The organism is Streptomyces gossypii, from assembly GCF_025165795.1.
Lineage (GTDB): Bacteria > Actinomycetota > Actinomycetes > Streptomycetales > Streptomycetaceae > Streptomyces > Streptomyces gossypii.
The window spans coordinates 83,374-109,505 of record NZ_JAJAGO010000017.1; the positions used below are offsets into that span (position 1 = coordinate 83,374).

Genomic DNA, 26,132 nt, shown 5'->3' on the forward strand with positions numbered 1-26,132 from the left:
AGGTGGTGTCATTCGTGCGCCTGCGCACCCCCCTCGCCCTAGTAGGGGCCGCCGTGCTCGTGCTCGCGGGACCGCCGTTGCTCTCCACGGGCAGCGACTCCGGGACCGGCACGCAGATCCCCGGCCTGCGCTTCATGGTTCCCAACACGCCCGGCGGCGGCTACGACATCACCGCCCGCACAGCCGCCAAGAACGCCGAGGACGTCGGGCTCACGCACAACATCGAGGTGTTCAATCTGCCGGGCGCGGGCGGCACCGTGGGCCTGAGCCGGCTGGTGAGCGAGCACGGCAACGGCAAGCTCGCCATGTCCATGGGTCTCGGTGTCGTGGGCGCCGTCCGCTCCAACCACGCGCCCAATACCCTCGCCGACACCACGCCGATCGCGCGGCTCACCGAGGAGCAGGACGTCGTCGTGGTCGGCAAGGACTCGCCGTACAGGACGATCGACGAGCTGATCGCCGCCTGGAAGAAGGACCCCGGCAAGATCCCCGTCGGGGGTGGCTCGTCGCCGGGCGGACCCGACCATCTCGCGCCGATGCTGATGGCACAGGCCGCCGGGATCTCGCCCAAGTCGGTCAACTACGTCCCCTTCGACGGCGGCGGCGAGCTGCTCGCCTCCATCCTCGGCAACAAGGTCGGCTTCGGGGTCTCCGGCGTCGGCGAGTACCTGGACCAGATCAAGGCGGGCGAGCTGAGGGTGCTCGCGGTGACCGGCCCGGAACGGGTCGACGACCTGAAGGACGCACCGACACTCAAGGAGTCCGGCTACGACGTGGAATTCACCAACTGGCGCGGCATCGTCGCCCCGCCCGGGCTGTCGGACGCGGAGCGGAACAAGCTGATTCGCCTGGCCGAGGAGCTGCACGACTCGCCCGAGTGGCAGGAGTCGATGGACAAGAACGGCTGGGACGACGCCTTCCTGACCGGTGAGAAGTTCGGCACGTTCCTGGAGGCCCAGGACAAGCGTGTGGTGTCGGTGCTGAAGGAGCTGGGGCTGTGACGACGACGCGGACCGACTCTTCCCCGGCCCCGGCGGCCGGGCGGCGCTCGTGGCTGCGCGAGCACTCCGAGCTGGGCGTGTGCGTGATGCTGCTCGCGCTCGGCGCGCTCGTCCTGACCGACGCGCTCACCATGGACGTCGACATCACCCAGCGCGGGCCGGTCGGCCCGAAGACGGTTCCGATCGTCGTCGGGATCGGGCTGCTGGTGATCGCCGCGCTGCTCGCCGTCGACGTGCTGCGCGGCGGCCGGGGCGAGGCCGAGGGCGGCGAGGACGTAGACCTGTCCGAACCGGCCGACTGGCGCACGGTGCTGCTGCTCGTCGGGATCTTCCTGGGCGCGGCCGCGCTGATCGAGCCGGCCGGCTTCCCCGTCGCGGGCGCGGTGTTGTTCTGGGGTGCCGCCTTCGCCCTCGGCAGCCGCCGCGTGGACCGCGACCCTCTGATCGCCGCGGTGCTGTCCCTGATCACCTACGTCGTCTTCGACAAGCTGCTCGGAGTGCCGCTGCCCGGCGGTCCGCTGATGGGAGTGCTCTGACATGGACGCCTTCAACTCCCTCATGGGCGGTTTCGGTACGGCACTCACCCCGCTCAATCTCCTGTGGGCCGCCCTCGGTGTGCTGCTCGGCACGGCCATCGGCGTCCTGCCGGGCATCGGCCCGGCGATGGCGGTCGCGCTGCTGCTGCCGGTGACGTACGGGCTGGACCCGGTTGCCGCGTTCATCATGTTCGCCGGCATCTACTACGGCGCGATGTTCGGCGGTTCGACCACCTCCATCCTGCTCAACACCCCCGGCGAGAGCGCCGCCGTGGTCGCGGCCATGGAGGGCAACCCCATGGCCAAGGCGGGGCGCGGCTCCCAGGCGCTGGCGGCCGCCGCCATCGGGCACTTCGCGGGCGGCATGATCGGCACGATCCTTCTGGTGATACTGGCGCCGACGGTCGCCGACCTTGCGGTGGACATCGGTGCTCCGGACTACTTCGCCATCATGGTGCTGGCGTTCATCGCCGTGACGTCGGTGCTGGGTTCGTCACGGATCAGAGGCCTGGCCTCCCTGCTGATCGGACTGACGATCGGCCTGGTGGGCCTGGACCAGATGACGGGCCAGCAGCGGCTGACCTTCGGTTCGCTGCAACTCGCCGACGGCATCGACGTGGTGATCGTCGCGGTCGGTCTGTTCGCCATCGGCGAGGCGCTGTGGGTGGCGGCGCATCTGCGGCGCGGGGGGGCCGAGCCGATCCCGGTGGGCCGTCCCTGGCTCGGTCGCGATGATGTGAAACGGACCTGGAAGTCCTGGCTGCGCGGCCCGCTCATCGGCTTCCCGTTCGGCGCGATCCCGGCGGGCGGCGCGGAAATCCCCACGTTCCTGTCGTACGTCACGGAGAAGCGCCTGTCCAAGAACAAGGACGAGTGGGGCAAGGGCGCCATCGAGGGCGTGGCCGGCCCGGAGTCGGCGGCGTCGGCCTCGGCGGCGGGAACGCTGGTGTCCATGCTGACCCTGGGGCTGCCGACGACGGCGGTCGCGGCCGTCATGCTGGCCGCCTTCCAGCAGTACGGCATCCAGCCCGGCCCGCTGCTCTTCGACCGCGAACCCGAGCTGGTGTGGGGCCTGATCGCGTCGCTCTTCGTCGGCATGGTGCTGCTGCTCGCGCTCAACCTGCCGCTGGCGCCGGTGTGGGCCAAGCTGCTGCGGATCCCGCGGCCGTACCTCTACGCGGGGATCATGTTCTTCGCGGCGGTCGGCGCGTACGCGGTCGGCGGCGAGGTCATCGACCTGGTGACCCTGCTGGTCATCGGCCTGATCGGCTTCGGCATGCGGCGCTACGGCCTGCCCATCCTGCCCGCCGTGATCGGCGTCATCCTCGGCCCGAACGCCGAGCAGCAGTTGCGCCGCGCCCTGCAGATCAGCGACGGCAGCGTGACCGGGCTGGTCAACACGCCGTTCGCGGTGACGGTGTACGCGGTGATCGTGCTGCTGCTGGCGTGGCCGCTGCTGAAGCTGCTGGTGAGCCGGAGGCGGCCACGGGCCGACGCCTGATCCTCAGTCCGGGAAGCTCAGCCGGACCTGGCCGTCGGGGTTGTCCTTGCCGGTATCCGCCAACCTCCGCCAGGCCAACCCCAGGCGGCCGGATTGCCACGCGCCCCGGCCGGTGCCGTGGTCATCCCCTCCCGGGATGACCACGGCGACTGGAGCGCCCGTGCGGTGCGCAGAAATCGGCCGTGGCTGGTCCCGTCGCGCTGGCAGCCCGATGCGTGCCGAACAGCCGATCAGGAGTCGTCGCGCATGATTCCACGACCGCCGTCCCTGCGAGCGTCGTCCCCACCGGTGTCCCGGCCCACCGAGCAAGCAGCAGCGGCTTCTCGTCCGCGAGCGCGACCCGCCGCCCGTTCAGCCGCTGACCCGATGCGCGCCGGCACTCTCCGCGTGGTGCCGCAGTGACGAGCCGGTGCGGGTCTTGACGACCTCCAACTGGGCCGGGATACGCCGCCGCAGGTCGGCGACGTGGCTGACGATGCCCACGCTGCGGTCCCGCTCCCGCAGGGAGTCGAGCACATCCAGGACTTCGTCCAGCGTCTCCTCGTCCAGGCTGCCGAAGCCCTCGTCGATGAAGAGGGTGTCCAGCGGGATGCCGCCCGCCTCGTCCGTGACGACGTCGGCGAGGCCCAGTGCCAGCGCGAGCGAGGCGAAGAACGTCTCACCCCCGGAGAGCGAGGCGGTGTCGCGTTCGACGCCCGTCCAGGAGTCGATGACATGGAGGCCCAGGCCCGAACGGCCGCGCCCGGACGCCCGCTCCGCCGAGTGCACCAGCGTGTAGCGCCCGGCCGACATCCGGGCCAGCCGGGCGCTGGCGGCGGCGGCCACCTGCTCGAGCCGGGCCGCCAGCACATAGGTCTCCAGCCGCATCTTCCGTTCGTTCGAAGCCGAGGTGCCCGCGGCGAGCCCCGCGAGCCCGGACAGCCGCCGGTGGGTCTCGCGCAGCGGAGCGGCCCTGCGGACGTCGGCGGAGGCGCGGGTGCTCAGCCGGTCGAGTTCGGCGCAGCGGTGGAGGGCGGCGTCCTGGACCGCGGAGGCGTCTCGCAGCCGGCGGGTGGCTGCTTCGACCTCCGTCTGCGCCGCAGCCGGATCGGGGGCGGGCAGGCGAGCCGCTTCGGCGAGACCGGGGTCGGCCAGCTCCGCCGCCACCGCACGCTCCTCCGCCTGCCAGGTCTCCAGTCGCTCGCGCAGGGCACCCTGTTCGGCTTCGCCGAGGACGGCCGCGAGGGCCTCGTCCACCGTCTCGAACCGGGCACGCCGCGCGGCGTCGGCCGCCCCGGCGCCGGCGTCGGCCAAGCGCCGAGCCGCCGCCCGTGCCGTCCCGGCGGCTTCCGCCGCGGCGGCCAGCAGCCCCGCCGTGCGTTCCAGCAGCGTGGCACGCTCGGCCACCCCGGAGGCGTCGCCGCTGGCCTCGCGCACCTCTTCGAGCAGGGCCGTCCGCTCGCGCTGGAGGGCTTCGCGGTGGGAGGTGCGGGCGGCGAGGCGGCGTTCGGCGTCCCGCCGGACCGCGAGCCGCCGCAGCTGTTCCTGCTCGGCACGGGCCAGGCTCTCCCGTGCCTCGTGGGCGCCGGACGCCTCGGTGTACGCGGCGGCGTGGCCGGCCTCCAGCTCAGCGACCGCGGCGGCCAGTTCACCGACGCTTCGGTGGTGGTCGCCTCCCTTTCCGTCACCCGGCACGTCGGGCCCGCCGTGCTCCTCCTGCTCGTCCTGCTCGTCCTGCTCGTCCGATTCGGTGCGGGCGGCGGCCAGTTGCCCTTCCAGCGCCCGCAACTGCGCGCCCGCCTCCTCTCGTACGCCGTCGGCCCGGCGGTACGCCTCCAGCGCCGCGTCCTCGGCGCTTTGGTCGACATGCCCGTCGTCCAGCGGCGCCGGGGCGGGGTGCTCCGGACTGCCGCAGACGGCGCAGGCCGCGCCGGGGCGCAGCGCGGCGGCGAGCTCGGCGGCGATGCCGCGCAGGCGGCGGTCCCTGAGGTCCAGCCAGTGCTGGTGTGCGTCGGCGGACCGCTCGCGGGCGGTCAGCAGTGCGGCGTGGGCGGTCTGCAGCTCCGTCTCCAGCCGGTCGCGGCGGCGGGCGGCGGCGAGGCGGCGGCGGGCGGGGCCGAGCTGCCCGGCCAGATGCTCGGCACGGGTGGCGGCGTCCTGCGCGCCCTCGACACGCTGCTGGAAGACGGGTCGTGCCGTCTCCCACTCCGCGAGCCACTCCTCGGCCTCCCGCAGTGCCTCCTCGTCGGTGCGGGACTCGCTCTCCAGCGCGGCCAGTTCGGCCGCCAGGTCATCGCTGCGCTGTTCGGCGCGGCGGGCGGAAGCCAGGGTGCCCAGTTCCTGCCGGGCCTCGTGTTCGCGCGCGATCAGTGCGGCAGGTTCGGCCTCGGCGAACTCCGGGGGCAGCGCCGCACGGAGGCCGCTCTCCGCCCTGGCGGCCTCGGTCTCCTCGGCGGCTGCCGTGGCCCGCAGGGTGACGGCCGGGACGACGGCCTCGGCGGCGCGGGCGGCTGCCAGCCGTTCCGTGATCCGCTCTCGCTCCTCCGCGTCGGCGCGGAGTTGACCGGCCCGCTGGCGGGCCGCGTCGTACCGCTTCTGGCGGCGGGCCAGCTCCCGGGCGTCCTCCAGACGTACGAGCGCGCGGGTGTGCGCTTCCTCCGCGCTGCGGACCGCGAGTGCGGCGCTGTCGGTGCGCTCCCGTGCGGCCGAGCGGGCGAGAGCGGCCCACTCCAGGACGGATTCGGCCGGTGCCGGCTCCTCGGCCGCCGTCTCCGTCTTCCCCTCGGCACCGGCCGTCCGGCCCCGTGCCGCGCCGCGCGTGCCGCCGGTGGCGCGCTGGCCAGGGACGCCGCCGGGCTGGGCCTGCTGCCTGGCGGGCGACGGCAGCCATTCGGCGGCGAGGTCGCTGCCCAGGTCGGTGCCCGCGGCCTGCCGCATGCGGTGGGCGAGTGCCAGCAGCGCGTCGTCCGCGCCGCGCACCTCCTCCTGCGTCTCCCGGCGCATCCGGACGAGTTCGTCCTCCACCGCGACGAACCGGCCGGTGTCGAAGAGCCGCCCGAGCAGTTTTGCCCGGTCCTCCGCGCCGGACCGCAGGAAGCGGGCGAAGTCGCCCTGCGGGAGGAGCGCCACCTGGCAGAACTGGTCACGGCTCATGCCGAGCAGGGTGCCGATCTCCTCGCCGATCTCCAGGTGCGAACGGCTGAGCGCCTTCCACTCCCCGGCTCCGGAGTTGTACTCGCGCAGCGCGGCGTGGGCCCGCTCCCGCGTCAGGCCGCCACGGCCCGACTTCTTGGGACGGAGCTGTTCGGGGCGGCGGGTGATCTCCAGGCGGCGCCCGCCGAGGGACAGTTCGAGCACCACCTCGGTCAGGGTGTGCGCGTCGGCGTGGTCGCTGCGCAGGCCCCCGCCGGGCTGCTGCCTGGCCCCGGGCACACCGCCGTACAAGGCGAAGCACACCGCGTCCAGCAGCGAGGTCTTGCCCGCGCCGGTGGCGCCGTGCAGGAGGAACAGGCCGTCGGCGCAGAGCCCGTCGAAGTCGACGTGCTGGGTGCCGCCGAAGGGGCCGAAGGCCGTCACGGTGAGCCGGTGCGGCCTCACCGGGCGACGCTCTCGGCGGCGCGGACGGCGTCGAAGGCGTCACTCAGCACGCGCCGCTCCTCCGTGTCGGCCTCCCTGCCGTGCCGTACGTGCCCCACGAAGTCCTCGGCGATCTGCTGTTCGCTGCGGCCGCGCAGCCGCTCGGCGTACGAGAGGTGTGCGTCCCCCTCGGTGCGGTCCGGGTCGAAGACGAGGCTGAGGACGTGCGGGAAGCGGGCGGCCAGCCGCGCCATCGGCTCGGTGGGGCGGTGCGGATCGGTGAGGGTGGCCTCGACCCAGGAGTCTGTGTGCCGCTCGTTCTCCGGTGCCTCCAGGAGCTCTTCGAGTGTGCCGCGGATCCGGGCCAGTGGGCGCGGCACCGGGCAGTCCAGCCGCTCGGCCTGGACCGTGCCGCGGGCATCGAGATCCACCAGCCACATCGACTTGCGCTGCCGTGTCTCGGAGAAGGAGTAGGCAAGCGGGGAGCCGGAGTAGCGGACCCGCTCGGTGATCGTCTGGCAGCCGTGCAGGTGGCCGAGTGCCGCGTAGTCGACACCGTCGAAGACGGCGGCGGGGACGGCGGCCACCCCGCCGACCGTGATGTCACGCTCGCTGTCGGAGACCTCGCCGCCGGTGACGAAGGCGTGGGCGAGGACGACGGAGCGGGTGCCCTCCGGGCGCGCGGCGAGGTCGGCGCGCACCCGGCCCATGGCGGCCTCCAGTACCGCGATATGGCTGCGCTGCTCGGCCGCCAGCACCGGCTGTACCAGGGCTGGTTCCAGATAGGGCAGTCCGTAGACGGCGACGTCGCCGTGCGCGTCGGAGAGAACCACCGGGCTGCCGCAGCCCTCCGGGGCCGTACGGAGGTGGACCCCGGCCTTCTCGATCAACCCGGAGGCGACGCCGAGCCGTCTGGCGGAGTCGTGGTTGCCGGAGATCATGACCGTCGGGACGCCGAGAGCGGCGAGCCGGTGCAGCGCGTCGTCGAACAGCTCGACGGCGGCGAGCGGCGGCACCGCCCGATCATGGATGTCGCCCGCGACGAGCACGGCGTCCACCCGCTGCTCCTCGGCGGTCGCCACGAGGTGCTCCAGGAAGACCCGCTGGGCGTCCAGCAGGCTGACCCGGTGGAAGCTCCGGCCCAGGTGCCAGTCGGATGTGTGCAGAATTCTCAAGACGCCGCTCCGACCTGCATGTCTTCCCCTCCCACGCCCCTGGACCCAGCACTGAGCCAGCGGTGAATCAGCACGGGCTCGCCGTCGGCACCCGCCACGCTAGCGCCTGCGAGCCCCTGCTCCACCACGGCCCTCGGCTCAGGCGCCGGCGGGCGCGCCGAAGGACTCCGCGCCCAGGTCGAGGCGGGCGTCGCCGGAGGTGGCGTCGGCCAGCCGCTGCCGGAAGGCATCCAGGTCCGCTTCGCGGATCTCCACCTCGATGCACACCTCGGTGCCGTACCGCACCTCGCGCACCCGGGTGCCGCCGGAGCGCAGTTCGTTCTCCAGACGGCCGGCGCGCTGGTGGTCGACGGTGACGGTGGCGAGCCGGATGCGCTGCCGGGTGACCGTGCCGAGCGCGTCCAGTGCCTCGCCGACGGCCCCGCCGTAGGCGCGGATGAGCCCGCCCGCGCCGAGCTTGGTGCCGCCGAACCACCGGGTGACCACGGCCACCACGCAGCGGGTCTCGCGGCGGGTCAGCATCTGCAGCATGGGCGCTCCGGCGGTGCCGCCGGGCTCCCCGTCGTCCCCCGCACGCTGGATGCCGCCGTCCGCACCGATCACATAGGCCCAGCAGTGGTGGCCGGCGGTCGGGTGCTCCTCGCGCACGCGTGCGATGAAGGCCCGCGCCTCGGCCTCGGTGGCGGCGGGGGCCAGCGCGCAGCGGAACCGGGAACGGTTCACCTCGGTCTCGTGCACACCCTCGCCGGGGACGGTCAGATACTGCTGCTGCATGCCGAACAGCCTAGGGCCTGCCACGTAATCCCTGGCGGGCGCGGGAATGCGCGAGGGCGGTGTGCCGGTTGTGGCGGACATGTACGCAGACACGGAGACGGTGCGCAGGATTCTCACCTCGTCCGGCGACACCTGGGCGGTGGTCGGACTGTCGAACAACCAGGAGCGGGCGGCCTACGGCGTGGCCGGGGTGCTGCGCCGGTTCGGCAAACGTGTGGTGCCCGTGCACCCCAAGGCCGAGACGGTGCACGGCGAGCAGGGTTACGCGACGCTGGCGGACATCCCGTTCCCGGTGGACGTGGTGGACGTCTTCGTCAATTCCGAGCTTGCCGGCCCGGTCGCCGACGAGGCCGTCGCGATGGGTGCCAAGGCCGTCTGGTTCCAGCTCGGCGTGATCGACGAGGACGCCTGCGCGCGCACCCGCGCCGCCGGTCTGGACATGGTGATGGACCGCTGCCCGGCGATCGAGATTCCCCGCCTGCCCTCGCGGGCCACCCCGTAACATCCGCTCATGGCAGAGATACGGGCCGCACGCCCTTATGACGCTCCGGAGATCGTCCGGCTCAGACGGCTGATGTTCGTCGCGATGTACGGCCGTGATGAGCCCGGGGCGTGGCAGGGCGACGCCGAGGAGGCGGCCCGGCGGCAGTTGACCGGACCGAGGGCGCGGCTCGTCGGTTTCGTCGTCGACGGGGACGGCGCGGGCGAGCCGCACCTGGCAGCCTGTGCGATGGGCCGCATCGAGGAGCGGCTGCCCTCGCCGCGCCATCCGGCCGGGCGCGTCGGTTTCCTCTTCAATGTGTGCACCGATCCGCGTTACCGGGGCCGGGGCCACGCTCGGGCGACGACGGAGGCCCTGCTGGACTGGTTCGGCGCGCAGGGCGTCACCCGGGTCGATCTGCACACGACCGACGAGGCCGAAGCGCTCTACCGGAGCCTCGGATTCGCCGAGCACGCGACGGCGCTCTCGCTCGATCTCTCCCGGCGGGCCTGAGAACCTGCCGGGCTCTGAGCCTGCGCACCCTCAGATGCCGAGTCCCTCGACGACGACCGCGCCCGGCAGCTCCGCCAGCGCCTTCCCCGGCACGATGAGCTTTCCGCGCCTGCTGCCACTGCCGACGAGCACCCAGGGCATTCCGGCCGCCACCGAGTCGACGAGCACCGGCCATCCGGCGGGGAGGCCGAACGGCGTGATGCCGCCGTACTCCATGCCCGTCTCGCCGACGGCGGTGTCCCGCGGAGCGAACGACGCCTTACGGGCGCCGAGCTGCAGGCGTACGGCACCGTTGACGTCGACCCGGGTGCTGGAGGGGACCAGGCAGGCGGCCAGGGTCCGCTCCCCCGCACGCTTCGCGGCGACCACGACGCAGTTGGCGGAGGTCTCCAGCAGATCCGCGCCGTACGCCTCCACGAAGACCGCAGTGTCGGCGAGATCCGGGTCGGTGTCGACGTAGAGCAGTTGTTCCGCGGGCACCGCGCCGGGCCAGGTCCGCACCGCGGAGGCGACCGGCGGGACGAGCAGGTCCAGGCAGTCGGGAGCCGGGCGGGCGTGGTCGAAGTCTCCGATGGGCGCGTGCATGGAACGCATGCTAGCGACCTCCCCCGCCGGACTCATCGAGGGGCCGGGACGGATACCGCCATGGTCATCTCGACGGGGTCGGTGCCGTCGTTGCGGTAACCGTGCGGGACGTGGGATTCGAAGGTGGCGGAGGTCCCAGCGGGCACCCGGTGCTCCGTACCGTCGGCGGTCAGCGTCAGCTCCCCCGCGGAGACATGGACGAGTTCCGTGGTGCCCTGGGGATGCGGATCGGAGTCGCTGCCCTCACCGGGCATCAGCCGCCAGGACCACAGCTCCAGCGGCCCGGGGGCCTCGGTACCGGCCAGCAGGGTGCTGTGGCTGCCCGCCTCGGTGGACCAGAGCCGGATCGCCTGTTCGGCCGGCACGAGCCGGACCTGGGGTTCCTGGTCGTAGTCGAGCAGCGTGGTGATGCTCGCCCCCAGCGCGTCGGCGATCTTGACGACGGTGCCGACGCTCGGATTCGTGCGCGCCTGCTCGATCTGGATCAGCATGCCGCGGCTGACACCCGCGCGGGCTGCGAGCGCGTCGAGGGTGAAGCCGCGCTCGTGGCGCCAGCGTTTCAGATTGCGGGCGAGGGACTGCGTGAGGTGGTCGAGGTCCGTCACGGGCTTCCCTACCGTCCAATATTTTAGATGACATCGTGCAATGTACTCAACTACGGTGTGCTGGACTACAGCATCCACCACACTGTACTGCGAGGCACATCCGATGAGCGCAGCCCTGGCCCTGGCCACCAGTCTCCTGTGGGGGCTGGCCGACTTCGGCGGCGGCCTGCTCACGCGGCGCATACCGGCGGCCACCGTGGTCGTCGTCTCGCAGGCCCTCGCCATGGCCGTGCTCGGCGCGATCGTCATCGCCACCGGCGGCTGGAGCGAGTGGGGGCCGCAGCTGTGGTTCGCCGTGGCCGCCGGAGTGGTCGGCCCGATCGCGATGTTCTCCTTCTACCGGGCTCTGGCCCAGGGGCCGATGGGCGTGGTCTCCCCGCTCGCCTCGCTCGCGGTGCTGGTGCCCGTCGGGGCGGGCCTGGCTCTGGGCGAGCGGCCCGGCTGGCTGCAGGCGGCGGGCCTGGTGGTCGCCCTGAGCGGCGTGGTCATGGCGGGCGGGCCCGAGCTGCGAGGCGCACCCGTACAGCGGCAGACGGTGCTGCTGACGCTGGTTGCCGCCTTCGGTTTCGGCGCGGTCCTGGCACTGATCGAGCACGCCTCGGCGACGATGACGGCACTGTTCCTCGCCCTCTTCGTGCAGCGGGTCTGCAACGTGGCGGTCGGCGGTGCGGCGCTGCTGGCGCAGACCCGGCGGGGCGTGCCCGCGCTGCCCGGAGGCGGACGGCCGATGGTTTTCGCCGCGCTACCCGCGCTCGCGTTCGTCGGACTGGCCGACGTCGCGGCGAACGGCACGTACATGGTGGCCACCCAGACCGGCCCGGTCACCGTCGCGGCGGTGCTCGCCTCGCTGTACCCGCTCGTCACCGCGCTGGCGGCGCGCGGGGTGCTGCGCGAGCAGTTGCGGACGGTGCAGGCCACGGGGGCCGTGCTGGCACTGGCCGGCACGGTGCTGCTGGCGACGGGCTGAGCCGGCCCGGCCGGGCTCACAGCCTGCGCAGGCCGTAGAGCAGCAGTGCCAGCGCCTGGAGGGCGACCGCGACCGCGAGCAGGATGCGCAGGGTGCGGTCCTTCATGTCCCACCTCCGCCCGTTTGTCCCGCCGGTGCCGGGTATGCCGCCGCTGACGCACCCGCTCACGGCAGTTCTACCGCCTCAGTCCAGGCTGCCCGGGTTCGCCTCGCCCGCTTCGGTGAGCACGTCCAGTCGTCCGAGCGCGTGCAGTTGTCCGGAGGTGACCCCCTCGGGGATGGGTACCGGCGCCGGGGTGCGCAGCGGCGGCTGCCATCCGGCCTCCTCGTCCCAGCGGCGCACGACGCGTGCCGGCGCGCCCGCCACCACCGCATGGTCCGGCACCTCACCCCGTACGACGGCTCCCGCCGCGACCACCACGTTCCTGCCCAGCCGCGCGCCCGGCAGGATCACCGCTCCGGCGCCGAGCCAGCTGCCGGTGCCGATCTCGACGGGGGCGGTGCGCGGCCACTGCCTGCCGACGGGCTGGTGCGGGTCGTCGTAGGAGTGGTTTGTCGAGGTGATGTAGACGTACGGGCCGCAGAAGACGTCGTCGCCCACGGTCACCGCCGTGTCGGCGATGACATGGCTGCCCCGCCCCAGCACCACGCCGTTGCCCAGCCGCAGCACGGTGTCCGGGCCGAGGTCCAGATCGGGCATCATGCCCGCGGTCAGCGTCACGTCCTGACCGATGACGCAGTGGTCACCGATCTCGATCCAGGGCGCCCCGAAGATCGTCCCCTGCGGGAAGGCCAGCCGGGTCCCGGCGCCGAGGGCACGGAAGTCGTACGAGCCCCGGCGCTCGGCGGTCACCGCGCCCAGCCACTGCGCCCGGCGCCAGGCGCCGTGTACCGCGCGGGCCGCCAGCGAGGAGAACGTGTTCCTGATCGAGGCCACCCGCTCACCGTAGCCGCCAGGACCGGAGCCGGGCCGGCACCGGGCCTGTGATCTTTCTTCCAACCCCCGCCGCGGCCCTCCGTTCCACCTCTCACTCCGCGTCGCGCAGCGCCTCCTGGTGGGACTGGGCCAGCTCCAGGTACATCGCGGCGTTGAGCTGGATGCCCTCGCGTTCCTCCGCCGTCAGTTCGCGCTTGACCTTCGCGGGCACCCCGGCGACCAGCGAACCGGGCGGCACCCGCATCCCCTGCGGGACCAGTGCCTGCGCCGCGACGAGCGAGCCGGCACCGATGTGCGCGCCGTTCAGCACCGTGGCCCCCATGCCGACCAGAACGTCATCCTCCACCGTGCAGCCGTGCAGCACCGTGTTGTGCCCGACGGAGACCCGCGCGCCGACCGAGACCGAGAAGCCCGGATCGACGTGCACGGTGCAGTTGTCCTGTATGTTGCTGTCCGCCCCGACAGCGATGGAACCGCAGTCGGCCCGCAGTACGGCGTGGTACCAGACGCTCGATCCCGCCGCCATCGTCACGTCGCCGATCACGACGGACGTGGGTGCGGTGAACGCTCCGGGAGCGATGGCCGGCTTCTTTCCGCCCACCCCTGAGATCCATGCCCGTCCCGTCATCGTTCTCTCCTCTTCCTCACCACTGTGCCGCGCTTGCTGCACGGTAGACGACAGGAACCCCGCCCGCCTCCGGACGGCCGGCGGGCACGCGGCCCGTACCCGGCACGCACAATGGAGGCGTGCACGAGCCCATACCGGTGAGCCGTCCCGTAGCGGGCGGGACCGCCAAGCTGATGCCGGACGTCGACCGCGAACGTGCCTGGCTGCTCACCGTCGACGGCGCGCCCCAGTCCTATGTGGACCTGGACGACCCCGGCCATCTCGAATTCGAATACACCCGCCGCCTCGCCCACACACTCGACCTGGCCCGGCCCGCCGGCCCGCTCGACGTCCTCCACCTCGGCGGCGGCGGTCTCACCCTGCCGCGCTATCTCGCCGCCGCCCGCCCCGGCTCCCGGCAGCGTGTCGTCGACAACGACCGGGCGCTGCTCGATCTGGTCACCGAGTACCTGCCGCTGCCGCCCGGCAGCGGGATCACCCTGCGGGCCGAGGACGCACTCGCGGAGCTGGAGCGGGCAGCACCGGCCTCCGCCGACGCGGTGGTCGCCGATGTGTTCGGCGGCTCCCGGATCCCGGCCCACCTGACGACGCTCTCCTGCGTACGGGCCGCCGCACGGTTGCTGCGCCCGCACGGTGTCTACGCCGCGAACGTGGCCGACGGGGCGCCGTTCGACTTCTTGCGCTCGCAGGTGGCGACGTTCACCGCCGTCTTCCGGGAAGTGTGCCTCATCGCGGAGCCCGCGGTGCTGCGCGGCCGCCGGTTCGGCAACGCCGTACTCCTCGGCTCCGCCGAGGAGCTGCCGGTCACCGCGCTGGGCCGGCGCGTCGCCGCGGACGCCTTCCCCGCGCGGGTCGAGTACGGGGCGGCGTTGCGGCGGTTCACCGCAGGCGCCGGCCCCGTACTCAACGGGGAGGCCGTGCCCTCACCTGAGCCGCCGGGCGGCGCGTTCAGCATCGGCTGACAGTGGAGCGGGGCCGCACACTCAGCCGCACACTCAGCCGCGCGGCTGGCCTTCCTCGCCCGGTTCACCGTACGAGCGCAGGCTGTTCATCATCTTCTTGATGGTGGCGTCCGGAACTTCGTCCTTGACTCCCGCGTCGGTGAGGAAGACCCAGATCGCCAGGTCGTCGTTCGCGTTGATCCAGGAGATGGTGACGACCTTGGCGGCCGAGGCACCGCACTTGCCGTTCTTGGGCGCACCGGTGAGCGTCGCGGTTGCCGTGTGCCCCTTGATCCCGTGCTCGTTGCTGAACGACTTGCCCCCGGTCTCCTTGAGGGTGCCCTTCTGCTTCTGGTCGTAGGCGGCGATTGCCCAGTTGGACGCCGCGATCTCAGCGGCCTCCTTGGTGTTCTTGGAACCCTGGCCGCCCTTGGTGCCGACGATCGCCCGGTTGCTGCTCTTGCACCAGTCCTCCTTGAAGTAGGCCGGCGCGGACATGGCAACCAGGAGGTCCTCGGGCTTCTTGTCGTCGGTGAAGCCGGTGATCGTGCCCTGTGAGGCGACGTTCCAGTCCTCTGTCTCCGGGACGTCGAACGCCGAGTAGTGCTTGGGATTGATCACGCTCTGCCAGCCGGGCACGACCGGGTCACCGGGGTCCTTGGACTCCTCCGGCGACGGCTTCGGGTCGGGTTTGGCGCTCTTCCCAGGACTCTCTTTCGCCGACGGCGACTTGGCGGGGTCGTCCGCCTTGTCCTCCTTCTTGTCGTCCTGAAGCAGGAACACGCCGGTGACGACCGCCGCGATGATCACCGCGAGCGCCGAGACGATGGCGATGACCGTTGTCCGCGACTTGCCGCCGCCACCCTGCGGGGGCTGCGGCCCGCCCGGCATGGTGGTGGCGCCCCACTGCTGCGCTCCCGGGCCCGGCTGCTGGTACGCACCCTGGTCCGGCACGGGCTGCTGGTACGGGTTGGGCTGTTCCGGGCCGGCTTGCGGCGGGTATCCGTATGACGGTTGCTGATACGGATTGGGCTGCTGGTAGCCCGGTTGCTGATAACCGGGCTGCTGGTACGGGTTGGGCTGCTGCGGGTTCTGCTCGCCCCCGGACTGCTGGTCTCCTGGCCACATGGCCGGTAACTCTATGGTGCGTCCCCGGCGCGGGCCACGCCCGCCCTCGTATCGGTACGGACCCGGTACACGGACAGGGTCGGTCACATCCTCCGGCCTTCCTATTACCAGGTGGTAACCTGACGGCATGTCTGCAGCCTCCCTGCCGTCCGTCGGCGAGTTGATGACGGCCTCCGTGCCGATGGTCCGCACCCTCAACCTCGAATTCCCCGAGGTCACCGGAGAGCGTGCCGTCGTGCGGCTTCCCGATCAGACGGACTTCCACAACCACGTCGGCGGCCCGCACGCCGGGGCGATGTTCACCCTTGCCGAGTCGGCGAGCGGGGCGGTCGTCATGGCCGCATTCGGCGACCAGCTCTCCCGCGCCGTACCCCTGGCGGTGCGGGCGGAGATCAACTACAGGAAGCTGGCCATGGGGACGGTGACCGCCACCGCCGAACTCGGCCGCCCCGCCGCCGAGGTGGTCGCCGAACTCGACGAAGGAGGGCGGCCGGAGTTCCCCGTCGAGATTTCGCTGGCCCGCGAAGACGGCACGGAAACCGGCCAGATGAGCATCGTGTGGACGCTGCGTCCGCACGCTCCGGCGTCCTGAGCCGCGAGTCTTCGGCCACTTCACCGCCACCGGCCGGACGGAACGCGGCATTCGTCGGTTAGTCTCGCCAGAATGTCCGTCTCCGCCGCGCAGCGCGAGGGTCTGCCCGCACGTCTCCTCCGGACGCTGCTCTCCCCGTGGTCCCGCTTCGGCCTGCTGGTGATTCTGCTCGCCGCAGCGGCCGCGGCGGTGCTGCTCTTCGAACCGCAGCGGCTCCTCGCGCACGGCTGGCCCGCACAGTTGTCCGGTGCTCTGGCGATCGCGCTGTTCGCCCTGGCCTACGGCTCGTGCACGACAGCCTTCGTGCCCCGTCCGTTCCTCAATCTGGCGGCAGGCGCCGTCTTCGGTGCCCAGAGCGGTACGGTCGCCGCGCTCGCGGGCACGGTACTCGGCTCGGCCATGGCCTTCGGGCTCGGCCGCCTGCTGGGGCAGGACGCGCTGAGACCCCTGCTGCGGGCCCGGATGCTGACCGCACTGGACCGGCAGCTGAGCACGCACGGATTCCGCTCGATGCTGGTGATCCGGCTGATGCCGGGTGTCCCCTTCGTGGCGTCCAACTACGGTGCCGCGGTCTCCCGGATGAGCTGGACCGCCTTCCTCACGGCGACAGCGCTGGGCTCGATTCCCAACACCGCCGCCTACGTGCTGGCGGGAAGCCGGGCCACCTCGCCGACGTCCCCCGTCTTCCTCGCCGCCTTCGGTTTCATCGCCCTCTCCGGCCTCGCCGGGGCGGCCGTCGCCTGGCGCAAGCGCGCCAGACTGCGGGAGGCCGCCGCCCGCGCCTGACGCGACGGCCCGCCCCTCACAGCACTAGCCTGGGTCGCGGCCGGTCTCCGCCAGCAGCTTCTCGAAGTCCGTCGCCCCTTCACCCACCGGCACCGGCTCCCCGAACATCCCCATCTGCCGAGCGATCGGTGCCTGCTTCGCTACCAGCGGCGTCAGCCACGCGACGGCGCGTCCGTCGGGGGTGAAGTCCTGACCGGTGGCGCGAGCCAGATCCCAGCCGTGCACCGTGAGGTCGAGCAGCACCAGGCCGCCGACGGTACGGGCCGGCATCCGCATCGCGCCCGTCTCGCCCTCCTCCGCCCCCGGCGCGCCCCACGCCTCGACGAGCCGCGCGGCGTCCGCGGCGAAGTCGGCTCGCCAGTCACCGCTGAGGCGGTCGGGCGTCGTGCTGAAATCCGACTCCTCCTTGGCCGCGAGGGCACGGAAGTTCACCATCACCAGGAACAGGTGATTGAGCAGGTCCTTCACCTGGTAGTCGGCACACGGCGTGGCCGCGCGCAGTTGAGCGTCGCCGATCTTGTGCACGACGGGAACGGTCCTGGCCGCCGCCGCGTCGAGCAGTTCGCTGATCTTGTCCGTCATACCGCCGACAGTAGGCCGGGCCAGGCGCTCCGCACACCCCTCATGAACCTCGTCTTCCAGCGCTCGGCTATGCGCCCGGCGCTGCGCCTCGCTCCGCCGGGCGCACCGCGGCGCCGAGGAGGTGGGTGGCGGTGGGCGAGGGGACGCGGGTGCGGGGGAAGGAGAGCCTCTCGCAGGCAGTGAGGGTGAATCCGGCGGCGGCGAGGGCCGATCCGGTGTCACGGCCGGTGTGGCACCCGCCCATCAGCAGCGGCCAGCAGGTCGCGTCCAGCCCCCGCTGGACCCGGCGCATCGCGGGCGAGTCGGCCCGCACGTGCTCGAAGAACCGCAGCTCCCCCTCCGGCCGCAGGATCCGGGACAGCTCGGCGAGGGCGGCGTGCGGGTCGGCCACCGAGCACAGGGTGAGGCAGGCCACTGCCGCGTCGAAGGAGGCGTCGGGGAACGGAAGCCGCTCCGCACGGCCTCCGACCACCTCCACCGGGACGGAGGCGGCACGGATGTTCCGCTCGGCCATGCCGCGCAGGTGCGGCTCCGGCTCCACGGCGAGAAGGCGCTCCACCCCGGCGGGATAGTGCGGGAAGTTCAGCCCGTTTCCCGCACCGATCTCGACGACCTCGCCGGACAGCCCGGCGAGCAGGCGCCGACGGTGCTCCGTGATGCCCGCCTTCGCGAGCCCGGGGCCGGCGAACTTCGCGTAGAAGCGGGCGAAGACCGGATGTGTTTTCATCGGCCGCCTCTCCCTGGGCCATCGCCACCGTCTCCCGCACCATAGGGCACCCGACGGCGCTCCTCAGGGCGTGTCGCCCTTCAGGCGCTCCCGCAGTTCCTCGAGATCGGCGAGGAACCAGGTCTGCCGCCCCCGATTGCATTCACGGACGAAGTCCTGCAAGGCCGAACCTTCCGCCATATGGCTGGATATGTCACCGAGGACGGCCAAGCCCAGACGGTAGGTGACGAACTTCTGGATGATGTCGCCCGCGACACGAGTACGCAACTGGAAGAACGCCTCGTCGAACCGCCCGGCGGGGAGGGCGACCCACTGGGCGCCCTGGTATCCGGCGTCGCCTATGCAGTCCAGGGCTTCGCGTTCGCCGCGGATCGTCTCGCCCTCGGCGGCGCAGATCAGGACGGGCACGTCGTGGATCGTCTGGAGGGTGTTCATGGAGGTCGAGGCTACTTCCGGAGGCGCTCGGGGGCGACGTGTTTCTTCCGGCGATGCGGGCGGTGGGGGCCGTGTGCACCGCGGGCAAGAGGAAGGGGGCCCCGCCCCACCGTGCCCCTGGGGCCGCTACGCTTCCTCGCGACGGAGGCACGAACACCTCGCTGCCGCCCTGCGCAGGCCCTCCCGTGGTACTGACGTGCCGTCAGCCAAGTTTGCCAAGCCAGCAAAGGGTCAGCATGAGTACGGCGACAACCCCCTCCACATGATCAGACGCGCACCTAGCCTGTCAGTCCACACTGGGCCACTGACCTGCAAATTCGCAGATCAGCCCTTGATCATCTGGATGGCGTAGTTATCCATGTCTTGGTTCGAAGCATTCATCCTCGGAATCGTCCAGGGGATGACCGAGTTTCTCCCCATCTCATCGAGCGCGCATCTGCGGCTGACGGCGGCCTTCGCGGGCTGGGAGGACCCGGGCGCCGCCTTCACGGCGGTCACCCAGATCGGCACCGAGGCGGCAGTGCTGATCTACTTCCGCAAGGACATCGCCCGCATCATCTCCGCGTGGTGCCGCTCGCTCGTCAGCAAGGAGATGCGGCGTGATCATGACGCCCAGTTGGGCTGGCTGGTGATCGTGGGCTCCATCCCCATCGGTGTTCTCGGCCTCACCTTCAAGGAGCAGATCGAGGGGCCGTTCCGTGATCTGCGGCTGATCGCCACCACGCTGATCGGGCTGGGCATCGTCCTGGGCATCGCCGACCGGCTGGCCGCGCGCGACTCCCAGGGCCGACGGCACCGCGCGGCCCGGCAGGGCAAGACGCTCGAGTCGCTGACGGTGCGGGACGGCCTGCTGTACGGGATGGCGCAGTCGCTCGCACTGGTTCCGGGGGTGTCCCGCTCGGGCGCCACGATCAGCGGCGGCCTCTTCATGGGTTACACCCGTGAGGCCGCCGCCCGCTACTCCTTCCTGCTGGCCATTCCCGCCGTGCTGGCCTCCGGACTGTTCGAGCTGACGGAGATCGGCGAAGGGCACGTCTCCTGGGGGCCGACGGTCTTCGCCACGGTGCTCGCGTTCCTCATCGCATACGCCGTGATCTCGTGGTTCATGAAGTTCATCTCAACCCGCAGCTTCATGCCCTTCGTGATCTACCGGATCCTGCTGGGGATCCTCATCTTCGCCCTGATCGGGGCGGGGGTGCTCTCACCGCACGAGGCCGAGTCGGCGGGCTGAACAGCGCTGTCGCCGTCGTGGCCGGGGGCGGCACACGCCGGGCGGTTGAGCGTTCCGGTTCAGCGGCCCATTCTCAGGCCGTCCGAGGCTGCGCCCCTGCTCAGCACCGCGTCCCGTACGGTCTCGCGGTCCTGGTCAAGCTGCCCGGTACCGCTCGCGCCCTCCCGGTCCGGCGCCCTGTTCAGAGGAGTGAGGCGGTAGGGCGGCTGGGGCTCCATCCGGAACGGAACGAACTCGGCCTTGCGTACCGCCCACCTCTTCTCGCCCTCGGTCGGCGGCGCGAAGGTGAAACGGGCGGCCGAGCCCAGCTGCCCGCGCGGGTCGTTCATCACCCCGGCGACCTGGTCGCCGAGCCCGTAGACCACCCAGGTGCCGTTCACCTTCTCGTACGGCTGCGGCACATGGTTGTGTGTGCCCAGGATCAGGTCGATGTCCCGGTGACCGGCACTGCGGGAGCGGGTGAGCTTCTTGGCCAGTGACAGCTGCTGCGCGTTGGGCTTCTGCTGCCACTCGTCACCCCAGTGCAGGCTGACCACGACCACGTCCGCTCCGGCACGGCGTGCCGTGCGCGCGTCCGCGATGATGCGCTCCTGGTCGATGAGGTTGACCAGCCAGGGGCTTTCCTCCGGGACCTCGATCCCGTTGGTGCCGTAGGTGTACGCCAGTTGCGCGACGGTGGCGCCACCCGCCTTCAGGATGGCGGGCTCGTTCCGTTCTCCGGCGGAGCGTGCCGATCCCGCGTGCCGCAGACCGGCCTCGTCCATCGCCCGCAGCGTCCGCTCGACGCCCTTCGCTCCCGCGTCCAGCGTGTGGTTGGAGGCGGTGGAACAGCTGTCATATCCGGTGTCCTTGATCGCCTGCGCCACCTGGGGCGGCGTCCAGAAGGCGGGGTAGCCGGTGAACGGGCCGCCCTTGGCGCCGTACACCGTCTCCATGTGGCAGATCGCCAGGTCCGCGGCGGACGCCAGCGGCTTCGCACCCGCCAGCATGGGGCGGAAGTCATAGCCGGAGCCGTCCGCGTCCGCGCGCGCCTGTCGGATGATTGAATCGTGGACGAGGACGTCACCGGTGGCGACCAGCGTGAACGCGCTGCGGTTCACCTCGTCGGCGCGGTGGGAGGTGTCATGGCCCTTCCCCGCACCGGTCTTCTCGGAGGATTCACCGCTGCTGCAGGCAGCCGTCACAGCCAGCAGTGCCGCGACGGCAAGCAGTGCGCCGGATCGTGTGTGTGTAGTCATTGAGCCGCTCTCCATGCTCGGAAAACATTGGATAAGCCCAATAACGGATGAATTCATCGTATTATCAGTGCGCAATGCCGCCGGTTAGGGCGAACGGTCCAAGTTCTCCATCCCATCGGGGCGGCGCGGCACCCCCATCACCCCGCACTCGCCGGTTCCGCCGACTGGCACCAGCCAAGTGTGTGCACTCGCGAATCCTGGGCGGTGTGCTGGGATGAGCACGGCATGTACGCATCCACTGACAGGTGTAGTGCGCGCGGGCCGTGTACTCCGCTGGCTGTACGCCAAGACTCCCCTGTCAGACGACGACATGGCGCCCGCTATGGGCAATGGTGGTGTGATGAACGGGAAGCGCTCACCCCAACGGGACCGCCCATGAGTGCCCTGATGTCCTCGATCCTGCTCTCCGTCGTGTCGGCCGTGTGTTATGCGGCCGCCGCGATCGTTCAGGAGAGGCTGGCGGCGACCACGGCACCGAGCCGCTACGCCCTGCTGCGCAGCGGCCGATGGTGGGTCGCCGTGGTACTCAACGGCATCGGTGCGCTGCTCCATGTGGCCGCTCTCGGCCTGGGGCCGCTGACCGTGGTGCAGCCGCTCGGCGTGCTGACCATCGTGATCGCCGCACCCATGGCCGCCGTGATGGTGAAGCGGCCGGTGACCGCCGCCGCCTGGCGGGGAATCGCGCTGGTCTCGATCGGCCTGGCCGGAATCCTGATGTTCACGGGAGCACACCAGTCAAGGCCGCTGAGCGAGACCGAGCAGTACCTGGTTGCCGCCGTCGCGGCCACCACCATCGCGGGCTTGCTCGGCATCGCGAAGATGGCCAGCGGTCTGCGGCGCCCGGGCGCCAGGAGCGTGGCGCTGGCGATGGCGGCCGGGGTTGCCTTCGGTACGGCCTCCGTGTGTGTGAAGACGGTGGCCGAGGGCTGGGCACTGACCTCGATCGCGGAGGCGCTGCCGGTACTGCTCCTGGTCGCGGTGTTCGCCGTCACCGGGCTGGCGACGGCACAGGCGTCCTACCGTGGCGGCGGGCTCGCCGCGCCGCTGGCGACGGCGACCGTGGTCAATCCGGTGGTGGCCGCAGCCGTCGGACTCGCCCTGCTCGAGGAGGGCTTCCGCTTCGGTGTACCCGGGGCGCTGACGGCTCTCGCCGCCGCCGTGGTCACCGGCTGGGGCCTGACGATCCTCACCGGTGACAGCGTGGCCCGCCGCCACACGCCGGACGGCGGACAGCCCCCGGCCGTGGTGATCCCCGCGCCCACGACACACACCGGCGGCACGGCCGTGTCGGCACCTCGCCCGGCGCCCCAGTCGTCGTCCCTGCCAGCATCACCGCCGGCATCACCGCCGGCGCAGTCGCTGGCACACCCGCCGCCACGGGCCGCTCCCGGGTCCGCGTCCGAAGCGCTGCGGGAGTCGACGCGGCACCGGATACCGGTGCCGACCAGGCCCTGCTGAAGTTTCCGCCCGTCCGTCAGGCCGCCTGTTCCTGAACGGCGCTGACGATGCGCTCGCAGAGTTCGTGAGTGCGCAGGGCGTCCTGGGCCAAGAGCGTCTCCCCCGCGCGCACGGCGTCGAGGAAGGCGAGCACGGTCTGCTCGATGCCGCGCTGGCGGGCGACGGGCACCCAGTCGCCGCGGCGTCGGATGCTGGGCTGCCCCTTGTGGTCGACGATCGCGGCGAGGTCACGGACCTCCCGCTTGGCGTCCTGGCCGGACACCTCGAGAATCTCCTCGTTCGAACCGGAGAGGCGGTTCATCGCACCGATGGCGGTGAAGCCGTCACCGGCGAGCTGAAGGACCACATGGTGCAGCAGCCCGTCCCGCACCCTTGCCCGTACGCCGACGTCGTCGATCGTGCCCGGGGCGAGGAAGCGGAGGGTGTCCACGACATGGATGAAGTCGTCGTAGATCATGCGCCGCGGGTCCTCGGGCAGCCCGACCCGGTGCTTCTGGAGCAGGATCAGATCCCTCGGGTGCTCGGCGCACTGAGCGTAGGCGGGTGCGAAGCGGCGGTTGAAGCCGACGGCGAGACTCACCTGCCGCTCCTCGGCCAGGCGCACCAGCCGTTCCGCGTCGGCGAGTTCGTAGGCAAGCGGTTTGTCCACGAAGGTGGGGACCCCGGCTTCGAGCAGCTCGCCGACAAGGGCGGGGTGCGCCGCCGTCGCGGCGTGCACGAACGCGGCGTCGGGCCGGGTCTCCAGCAGGCTGCCCAGGGAGCCGTGCCGGTCCCCGCTCGGGATGCGGTACGTCTCGCCGAGCCGTTCGAGCGTGGCGGGATCACGGGTGACCAGCTGGGGCTTCAGGCCCGGCTGGGCGGTGAGTACGGGCAGATACGCCTTCTCGGCGATGCTGCCGAGCCCGATGATGCCGACCTTCACGCTGGCTCCTCTGCACCTCAAGGACACTGCTCTGGACTGTCCGGCAGCATACGTGTGCGGTCGGAGCCGTCGCGTTCACCCCTCTGGGGGCTATCCGCCGCGCCATTCGGCCAGCAGAGTTGCCGGAATGCGACGTGTGACAGAAGCAGTGCTGCTCATGGGGGCCACCGTCTCGGCGCTCTCCGGCTGTGTGACCGTGCCCGGCTCATCGACACCGGGCGGCGCCGACGCTCCCCGCTCCGCATCGGAGTCAGCGGGCGGGCCGACGGCCACACCGCGCGCGGCCAAGCCCTCCGCCCGGGTGGGGATGTCCCATCCGGACGCCGAGCGGTCCCGGTCCGAGCGGCGGGAGAAGGGCGCGGCGCCCGGCACACCGCGCGCGGATCCTCCGCCGAGGCGGCCCGCCGTGCCCATCCCGGTGCCCCTGGGGCCGGAGGCGCTGCGGCGGCAGGGCGCCGCGCCGCCCCAGTTGCAGGTGCCGGCGCAAGGCGGGGCCGGCGGGGCTGGTGGGGTCGACGGGCCCGGGGGGACGGGTGGGACGGGTGGTGCCGACGGTGTGTGCGGTCTCGGGCAGCAGTACGGCCGCTGGGACCCGAACGGCCCCGCGGCGAACATCTGCCGCGAGAACTACGGCAACTGATCCATACCGGCGATCCGCGTCCCCATCCGGTCGATGGCGGCTCTGATCCCGCTGCCGTAGTCGTCCTCCTCCAGCACCCCCGCTGCTCCGCGCGCCCGGCTCAGCTCTGCCCGCGCGGCAGGGGCGTCGCCCAGCTTGAAGTAGTCCGCCGCGAGGTTGAGGTGGAGCGAGGGGTAGAGCGCCCGCACCGCCAGCTCGTGCTGCCCCCAGGAGACGCGCTCCCCGGCGAGCGCGTCGGCGGCGGCCAGCGCACGGCGGTCCCACTCCAGCTCGTCCGCCGGGTCGTCCTGGGTGTCCGCCATGTAATGGGCGATGGTGCAGCGGTGAAAGAGGACTTCGCTCTTGGGGGCGGCTCCGCCCGCCTCCTCCCACAGCACGGCGAAGCGGTGCCGGGCCTCTTCCCGGTCACCGCCCCGGTGCAGCATCACCGCTTGGCCGATGCGGGTCATCAGGGCGTCCTGGAACGCCTGCTCCTGTGGGTCGGCCACCGGGTGCCTCCTGCTGTGCGCGTCGCGGACTGGTGTCTCTCCGACGCTAACCGGCACCACTGACAACACAGCCGACAACGCGGCTGGGCACCCGGCAGGCTCTCGGAAGCTGTTGTCCCACCCCGGTCGGGGGCCGAGCGAGGTAGGACAACAGCTTCTCAGGCGCCCAGATCCGGGATGCGCCAGTCGATGGCCGTATGCCCTTGGGCCGCCACCGCCCCGTCGATCTGGCTGAAGGGCCGGGAGCCGAAGAACTTCTTCGCGGAGAGCGGCGACGGATGCGCCCCCTCCACCACCGAGTGGCGCTCGGTGTCGACGAGCGGGAGCTTCTTGCGCGCGTAGGCCCCCCACAGCACGAACACGGCCGGGTCCGGGCGGTCGGACACGGCGCGGATCACGGCGTCCGTGAACTGCTCCCATCCCTTGCCCTTGTGCGAGTTGGCCTCTCCCCCGCGGACCGTGAGCACCGCGTTGAGCAGCAGCACACCCTGGGCGGCCCAGGGGAGCAGATAGCCGTTGTCGGGCACCGGATGGCCCAGTTCGTCCCGCATCTCCTTGTAGATGTTGCGCAGCGAGGGGGGCGTGCGTACCCCAGGGCGTACGGAGAAGCACAGCCCGTGCCCCTGGCCCTCACCGTGGTACGGGTCCTGGCCGAGCACCAGCACCTTCACCTGGTCGAACGGAGTGGCTTCGAGAGCGGCGAACACCTCCTCGCGCGGCGGGTAGACCGGTCCGTGCTCCCGTTCCTCGTCGACGAATGCGGTGAGCTCCTTGAAATAGGGCTTGTCCAGCTCCTCGCCGAGTACGTCCTGCCAGGATTCGGGCAGCATGCCGTTCACGCCTCAACCTCCGGTATGTGCAGACCTGTTGGTCTCTCCACTGCTGTCCGCAACGTACCGCTCACCACTGACAGTGCCCCGCCTGGCCCTTCTGGGCGCTCAGACGCCCGCGTTGAGGAAGAGCCCGCCGTCCAGGACAAGCGTCTGGCCGGTGATCCAGCCGGAGGCTTCGGAAGTGAGGAAGGCCACCGCCCCGCCGATGTCCGACGGGACGCCGAGCCGCCCCATCGGGTAGCGCGCCGCTGCCTCCTCCTCCCGGCCCTCGTACAGGGCAGCGGCGAACTTCGTCTTCACCACGGCCGGAGCGAGCGCGTTGACCCGGACCACCGGGGCGAACTCGTGGGCCAGCTGCTGCGAGAGGTTGACCATCGCCGCCTTGCTCATCCCGTAGGCACCGATGAAGGGCGAGGCCGAGACGCCGGCGATGGAGGCGATGTTGACGATCGTGCCGCCGTTGTCCCGCTGCCACGCCGCCCAGGTGCGCTGGGCGAAGCCGAGCGCGGAGACCACGTTGGTCTCGAAGACCTTCCGGGCGACCCCCAGGTCCAGCTCAGCCATGGGCCCGAAGACGGGATTCGTCCCGGCGTTGTTCACCAGGTGGTCGACCCGGCCGTAGGCGTCCATGACCCGCTCGACGGCGATCGCCTGGTGCTCCTCGTCGTGCGCCTTGCCCGCCACGTACATGGCGTGCTCGGGGCCGAGCCGGTGCACCGCTTCCTTGAGTGCGTCCTCGTTCCGGCCGGTGACGCAGACCCGGTCGCCCCTGGCGATCAGCGCCTCCGCGACGCCGTATCCGATGCCGCGGCTGCCGCCGGTGATCAGTGCGACCTTGCCCGTTTCCTGTTGCTGTGTCATGCCGCCTCCTGC

The 26,132-nt window shown here is 71.7% G+C and carries 28 protein-coding genes; 12 read left to right on the forward strand and 16 right to left on the reverse strand.

Annotated features, from left to right (window positions below):
- Nucleotides 1-14: 14 nt before the first annotated feature.
- The 3 genes from LHJ74_RS29475 to LHJ74_RS29485 are packed head-to-tail and all read left to right on the forward strand — an operon-like array spanning nucleotide 15 to nucleotide 3,038.
- The gene (locus LHJ74_RS29475; RefSeq protein WP_260221353.1) at nucleotides 15-1,001 is read left to right on the forward strand and encodes a Bug family tripartite tricarboxylate transporter substrate binding protein; all 987 of its coding nucleotides are present in this window, start codon (nucleotides 15-17) and stop codon (nucleotides 999-1,001) included.
- A complete protein-coding gene (locus LHJ74_RS29480; protein ID WP_260221283.1) occupies nucleotides 998-1,537 on the forward strand; it encodes a tripartite tricarboxylate transporter TctB family protein in 540 nt (179 codons plus the stop codon). Before LHJ74_RS29475 ends, LHJ74_RS29480 begins: the two co-directional genes overlap by 4 nt.
- A gap of 1 nt (nucleotide 1,538) precedes the next feature.
- Nucleotides 1,539-3,038, forward strand: coding sequence for a tripartite tricarboxylate transporter permease (locus LHJ74_RS29485; RefSeq protein WP_260221284.1), 1,500 nt, complete (start codon nucleotides 1,539-1,541; stop codon nucleotides 3,036-3,038).
- Between the two features lie 351 nt (nucleotides 3,039-3,389).
- Here the strand turns inward: LHJ74_RS29485 and LHJ74_RS29490 are convergent, their stop codons facing one another.
- The 3 genes from LHJ74_RS29490 to LHJ74_RS29500 all read right to left on the reverse strand — a co-directional run bounded on the left by LHJ74_RS29490 (nucleotide 3,390) and on the right by LHJ74_RS29500 (nucleotide 8,542).
- Entirely contained in the window at nucleotides 3,390-6,614 is a 3,225-nt protein-coding gene (locus tag LHJ74_RS29490; RefSeq protein WP_260221285.1) for an AAA family ATPase, read from the reverse strand.
- A complete protein-coding gene (locus LHJ74_RS29495; protein WP_260221286.1) occupies nucleotides 6,611-7,768 on the reverse strand; it encodes an exonuclease SbcCD subunit D in 1,158 nt (385 codons plus the stop codon). Before LHJ74_RS29495 ends, LHJ74_RS29490 begins: the two co-directional genes overlap by 4 nt.
- Before the next feature lie 138 nt (nucleotides 7,769-7,906).
- The gene (locus tag LHJ74_RS29500) at nucleotides 7,907-8,542 is read right to left on the reverse strand and encodes a YigZ family protein (RefSeq protein ID WP_260221287.1); all 636 of its coding nucleotides are present in this window, start codon (nucleotides 8,540-8,542) and stop codon (nucleotides 7,907-7,909) included.
- Nucleotides 8,543-8,621: 79 nt separating this feature from the next.
- On the opposite strand from LHJ74_RS29500, the gene LHJ74_RS29505 reads away from it, so the two are divergent.
- Together LHJ74_RS29505 and LHJ74_RS29510 are read left to right on the forward strand one after the other, a co-directional pair.
- On the forward strand, nucleotides 8,622-9,044 hold the full coding sequence (locus tag LHJ74_RS29505) for a CoA-binding protein (protein WP_260221288.1): 423 nt from the start codon (nucleotides 8,622-8,624) through the stop codon (nucleotides 9,042-9,044).
- 9 nt (nucleotides 9,045-9,053) lie between these two features.
- Nucleotides 9,054-9,536, forward strand: coding sequence for a GNAT family N-acetyltransferase (locus LHJ74_RS29510; protein ID WP_260221289.1), 483 nt, complete (start codon nucleotides 9,054-9,056; stop codon nucleotides 9,534-9,536).
- Nucleotides 9,537-9,566: 30 nt separating this feature from the next.
- Here LHJ74_RS29510 and LHJ74_RS29515 read toward each other — a convergent pair whose 3' ends face one another.
- Together LHJ74_RS29515 and LHJ74_RS29520 are read right to left on the reverse strand one after the other, a co-directional pair.
- On the reverse strand, nucleotides 9,567-10,121 hold the full coding sequence (locus tag LHJ74_RS29515; protein WP_260221290.1) for a YbaK/EbsC family protein: 555 nt from the start codon (nucleotides 10,119-10,121) through the stop codon (nucleotides 9,567-9,569).
- A 32-nt stretch (nucleotides 10,122-10,153) separates the two neighbouring features.
- Nucleotides 10,154-10,726, reverse strand: coding sequence for a helix-turn-helix domain-containing protein (locus tag LHJ74_RS29520; protein ID WP_260221291.1), 573 nt, complete (start codon nucleotides 10,724-10,726; stop codon nucleotides 10,154-10,156).
- Nucleotides 10,727-10,829: 103 nt separating this feature from the next.
- Between LHJ74_RS29520 and LHJ74_RS29525 the strand changes: the two genes are divergently transcribed.
- A complete protein-coding gene (locus tag LHJ74_RS29525) occupies nucleotides 10,830-11,693 on the forward strand; it encodes a DMT family transporter (RefSeq protein ID WP_260221292.1) in 864 nt (287 codons plus the stop codon).
- A gap of 184 nt (nucleotides 11,694-11,877) precedes the next feature.
- On the opposite strand, the gene LHJ74_RS34280 is transcribed toward LHJ74_RS29525, so the two are convergent.
- Entirely contained in the window at nucleotides 11,878-12,630 is a 753-nt protein-coding gene (locus LHJ74_RS34280; RefSeq protein WP_311203365.1) for an acyltransferase, read from the reverse strand.
- A gap of 91 nt (nucleotides 12,631-12,721) precedes the next feature.
- Nucleotides 12,722-13,258, reverse strand: a complete 537-nt coding sequence (locus LHJ74_RS29540; RefSeq protein WP_260221293.1) for a gamma carbonic anhydrase family protein — start codon at nucleotides 13,256-13,258, stop codon at nucleotides 12,722-12,724.
- Nucleotides 13,259-13,377: 119 nt separating this feature from the next.
- Here LHJ74_RS29540 and LHJ74_RS29545 point away from each other — a divergent pair, with 119 nt between their 5' ends.
- Nucleotides 13,378-14,220, forward strand: a complete 843-nt coding sequence (locus tag LHJ74_RS29545) for a spermidine synthase (protein WP_260221294.1) — start codon at nucleotides 13,378-13,380, stop codon at nucleotides 14,218-14,220.
- A gap of 33 nt (nucleotides 14,221-14,253) precedes the next feature.
- Here LHJ74_RS29545 and LHJ74_RS29550 read toward each other — a convergent pair whose 3' ends face one another.
- Complete coding sequence (locus tag LHJ74_RS29550; RefSeq protein ID WP_260221295.1) at nucleotides 14,254-15,327, reverse strand: DUF8017 domain-containing protein; 1,074 nt, start codon at nucleotides 15,325-15,327, stop codon at nucleotides 14,254-14,256.
- A 127-nt stretch (nucleotides 15,328-15,454) separates the two neighbouring features.
- On the opposite strand from LHJ74_RS29550, the gene LHJ74_RS29555 reads away from it, so the two are divergent.
- Nucleotides 15,455-15,919 carry a DUF4442 domain-containing protein gene (locus LHJ74_RS29555; protein WP_260221296.1) on the forward strand — a complete coding sequence of 155 codons (465 nt, stop codon included), beginning with the start codon at nucleotides 15,455-15,457 and terminating at the stop codon, nucleotides 15,917-15,919.
- Between the two features lie 72 nt (nucleotides 15,920-15,991).
- Entirely contained in the window at nucleotides 15,992-16,705 is a 714-nt protein-coding gene (locus LHJ74_RS29560) for a TVP38/TMEM64 family protein (protein WP_260221297.1), read from the forward strand.
- Between the two features lie 24 nt (nucleotides 16,706-16,729).
- Here LHJ74_RS29560 and LHJ74_RS29565 read toward each other — a convergent pair whose 3' ends face one another.
- The 3 genes from LHJ74_RS29565 to LHJ74_RS29575 form a co-directional block, all read right to left on the reverse strand.
- Entirely contained in the window at nucleotides 16,730-17,287 is a 558-nt protein-coding gene (locus LHJ74_RS29565; protein ID WP_260221298.1) for a TIGR03086 family metal-binding protein, read from the reverse strand.
- A gap of 67 nt (nucleotides 17,288-17,354) precedes the next feature.
- Nucleotides 17,355-18,014, reverse strand: coding sequence for a class I SAM-dependent methyltransferase (locus LHJ74_RS29570; RefSeq protein WP_260221299.1), 660 nt, complete (start codon nucleotides 18,012-18,014; stop codon nucleotides 17,355-17,357).
- Nucleotides 18,015-18,077: 63 nt separating this feature from the next.
- Entirely contained in the window at nucleotides 18,078-18,449 is a 372-nt protein-coding gene (locus tag LHJ74_RS29575; RefSeq protein WP_260221300.1) for a DUF4180 domain-containing protein, read from the reverse strand.
- A 358-nt stretch (nucleotides 18,450-18,807) separates the two neighbouring features.
- On the opposite strand from LHJ74_RS29575, the gene LHJ74_RS29580 reads away from it, so the two are divergent.
- The gene (locus LHJ74_RS29580) at nucleotides 18,808-19,680 is read left to right on the forward strand and encodes an undecaprenyl-diphosphate phosphatase (RefSeq protein ID WP_260221301.1); all 873 of its coding nucleotides are present in this window, start codon (nucleotides 18,808-18,810) and stop codon (nucleotides 19,678-19,680) included.
- A gap of 59 nt (nucleotides 19,681-19,739) precedes the next feature.
- Here the strand turns inward: LHJ74_RS29580 and LHJ74_RS29585 are convergent, their stop codons facing one another.
- Nucleotides 19,740-20,918 (reverse strand): CapA family protein, encoded by a 1,179-nt coding sequence (locus tag LHJ74_RS29585; RefSeq protein ID WP_260221302.1) that lies wholly within the window; start codon nucleotides 20,916-20,918, stop codon nucleotides 19,740-19,742.
- Nucleotides 20,919-21,293: 375 nt separating this feature from the next.
- Here LHJ74_RS29585 and LHJ74_RS29590 point away from each other — a divergent pair, with 375 nt between their 5' ends.
- The gene (locus LHJ74_RS29590; RefSeq protein WP_260221303.1) at nucleotides 21,294-22,376 is read left to right on the forward strand and encodes a DMT family transporter; all 1,083 of its coding nucleotides are present in this window, start codon (nucleotides 21,294-21,296) and stop codon (nucleotides 22,374-22,376) included.
- A gap of 16 nt (nucleotides 22,377-22,392) precedes the next feature.
- On the opposite strand, the gene LHJ74_RS29595 is transcribed toward LHJ74_RS29590, so the two are convergent.
- Nucleotides 22,393-23,298, reverse strand: a complete 906-nt coding sequence (locus LHJ74_RS29595; protein WP_260221304.1) for a Gfo/Idh/MocA family protein — start codon at nucleotides 23,296-23,298, stop codon at nucleotides 22,393-22,395.
- A gap of 127 nt (nucleotides 23,299-23,425) precedes the next feature.
- Between LHJ74_RS29595 and LHJ74_RS29600 the strand changes: the two genes are divergently transcribed.
- Nucleotides 23,426-23,938, forward strand: a complete 513-nt coding sequence (locus tag LHJ74_RS29600; RefSeq protein WP_260221360.1) for a hypothetical protein — start codon at nucleotides 23,426-23,428, stop codon at nucleotides 23,936-23,938.
- Here LHJ74_RS29600 and LHJ74_RS29605 read toward each other — a convergent pair.
- The 3 genes from LHJ74_RS29605 to LHJ74_RS29615 form a co-directional block, all read right to left on the reverse strand.
- On the reverse strand, nucleotides 23,926-24,426 hold the full coding sequence (locus LHJ74_RS29605) for a hypothetical protein (RefSeq protein ID WP_260221305.1): 501 nt from the start codon (nucleotides 24,424-24,426) through the stop codon (nucleotides 23,926-23,928). The genes LHJ74_RS29600 and LHJ74_RS29605 overlap by 13 nt on opposite strands.
- 158 nt (nucleotides 24,427-24,584) lie before the next feature.
- Complete coding sequence (gene ung / locus LHJ74_RS29610) at nucleotides 24,585-25,256, reverse strand: uracil-DNA glycosylase (protein ID WP_260221355.1); 672 nt, start codon at nucleotides 25,254-25,256, stop codon at nucleotides 24,585-24,587.
- A gap of 108 nt (nucleotides 25,257-25,364) precedes the next feature.
- Complete coding sequence (locus LHJ74_RS29615; protein WP_260221306.1) at nucleotides 25,365-26,120, reverse strand: SDR family oxidoreductase; 756 nt, start codon at nucleotides 26,118-26,120, stop codon at nucleotides 25,365-25,367.
- Nucleotides 26,121-26,132: the final 12 nt, after the last annotated feature.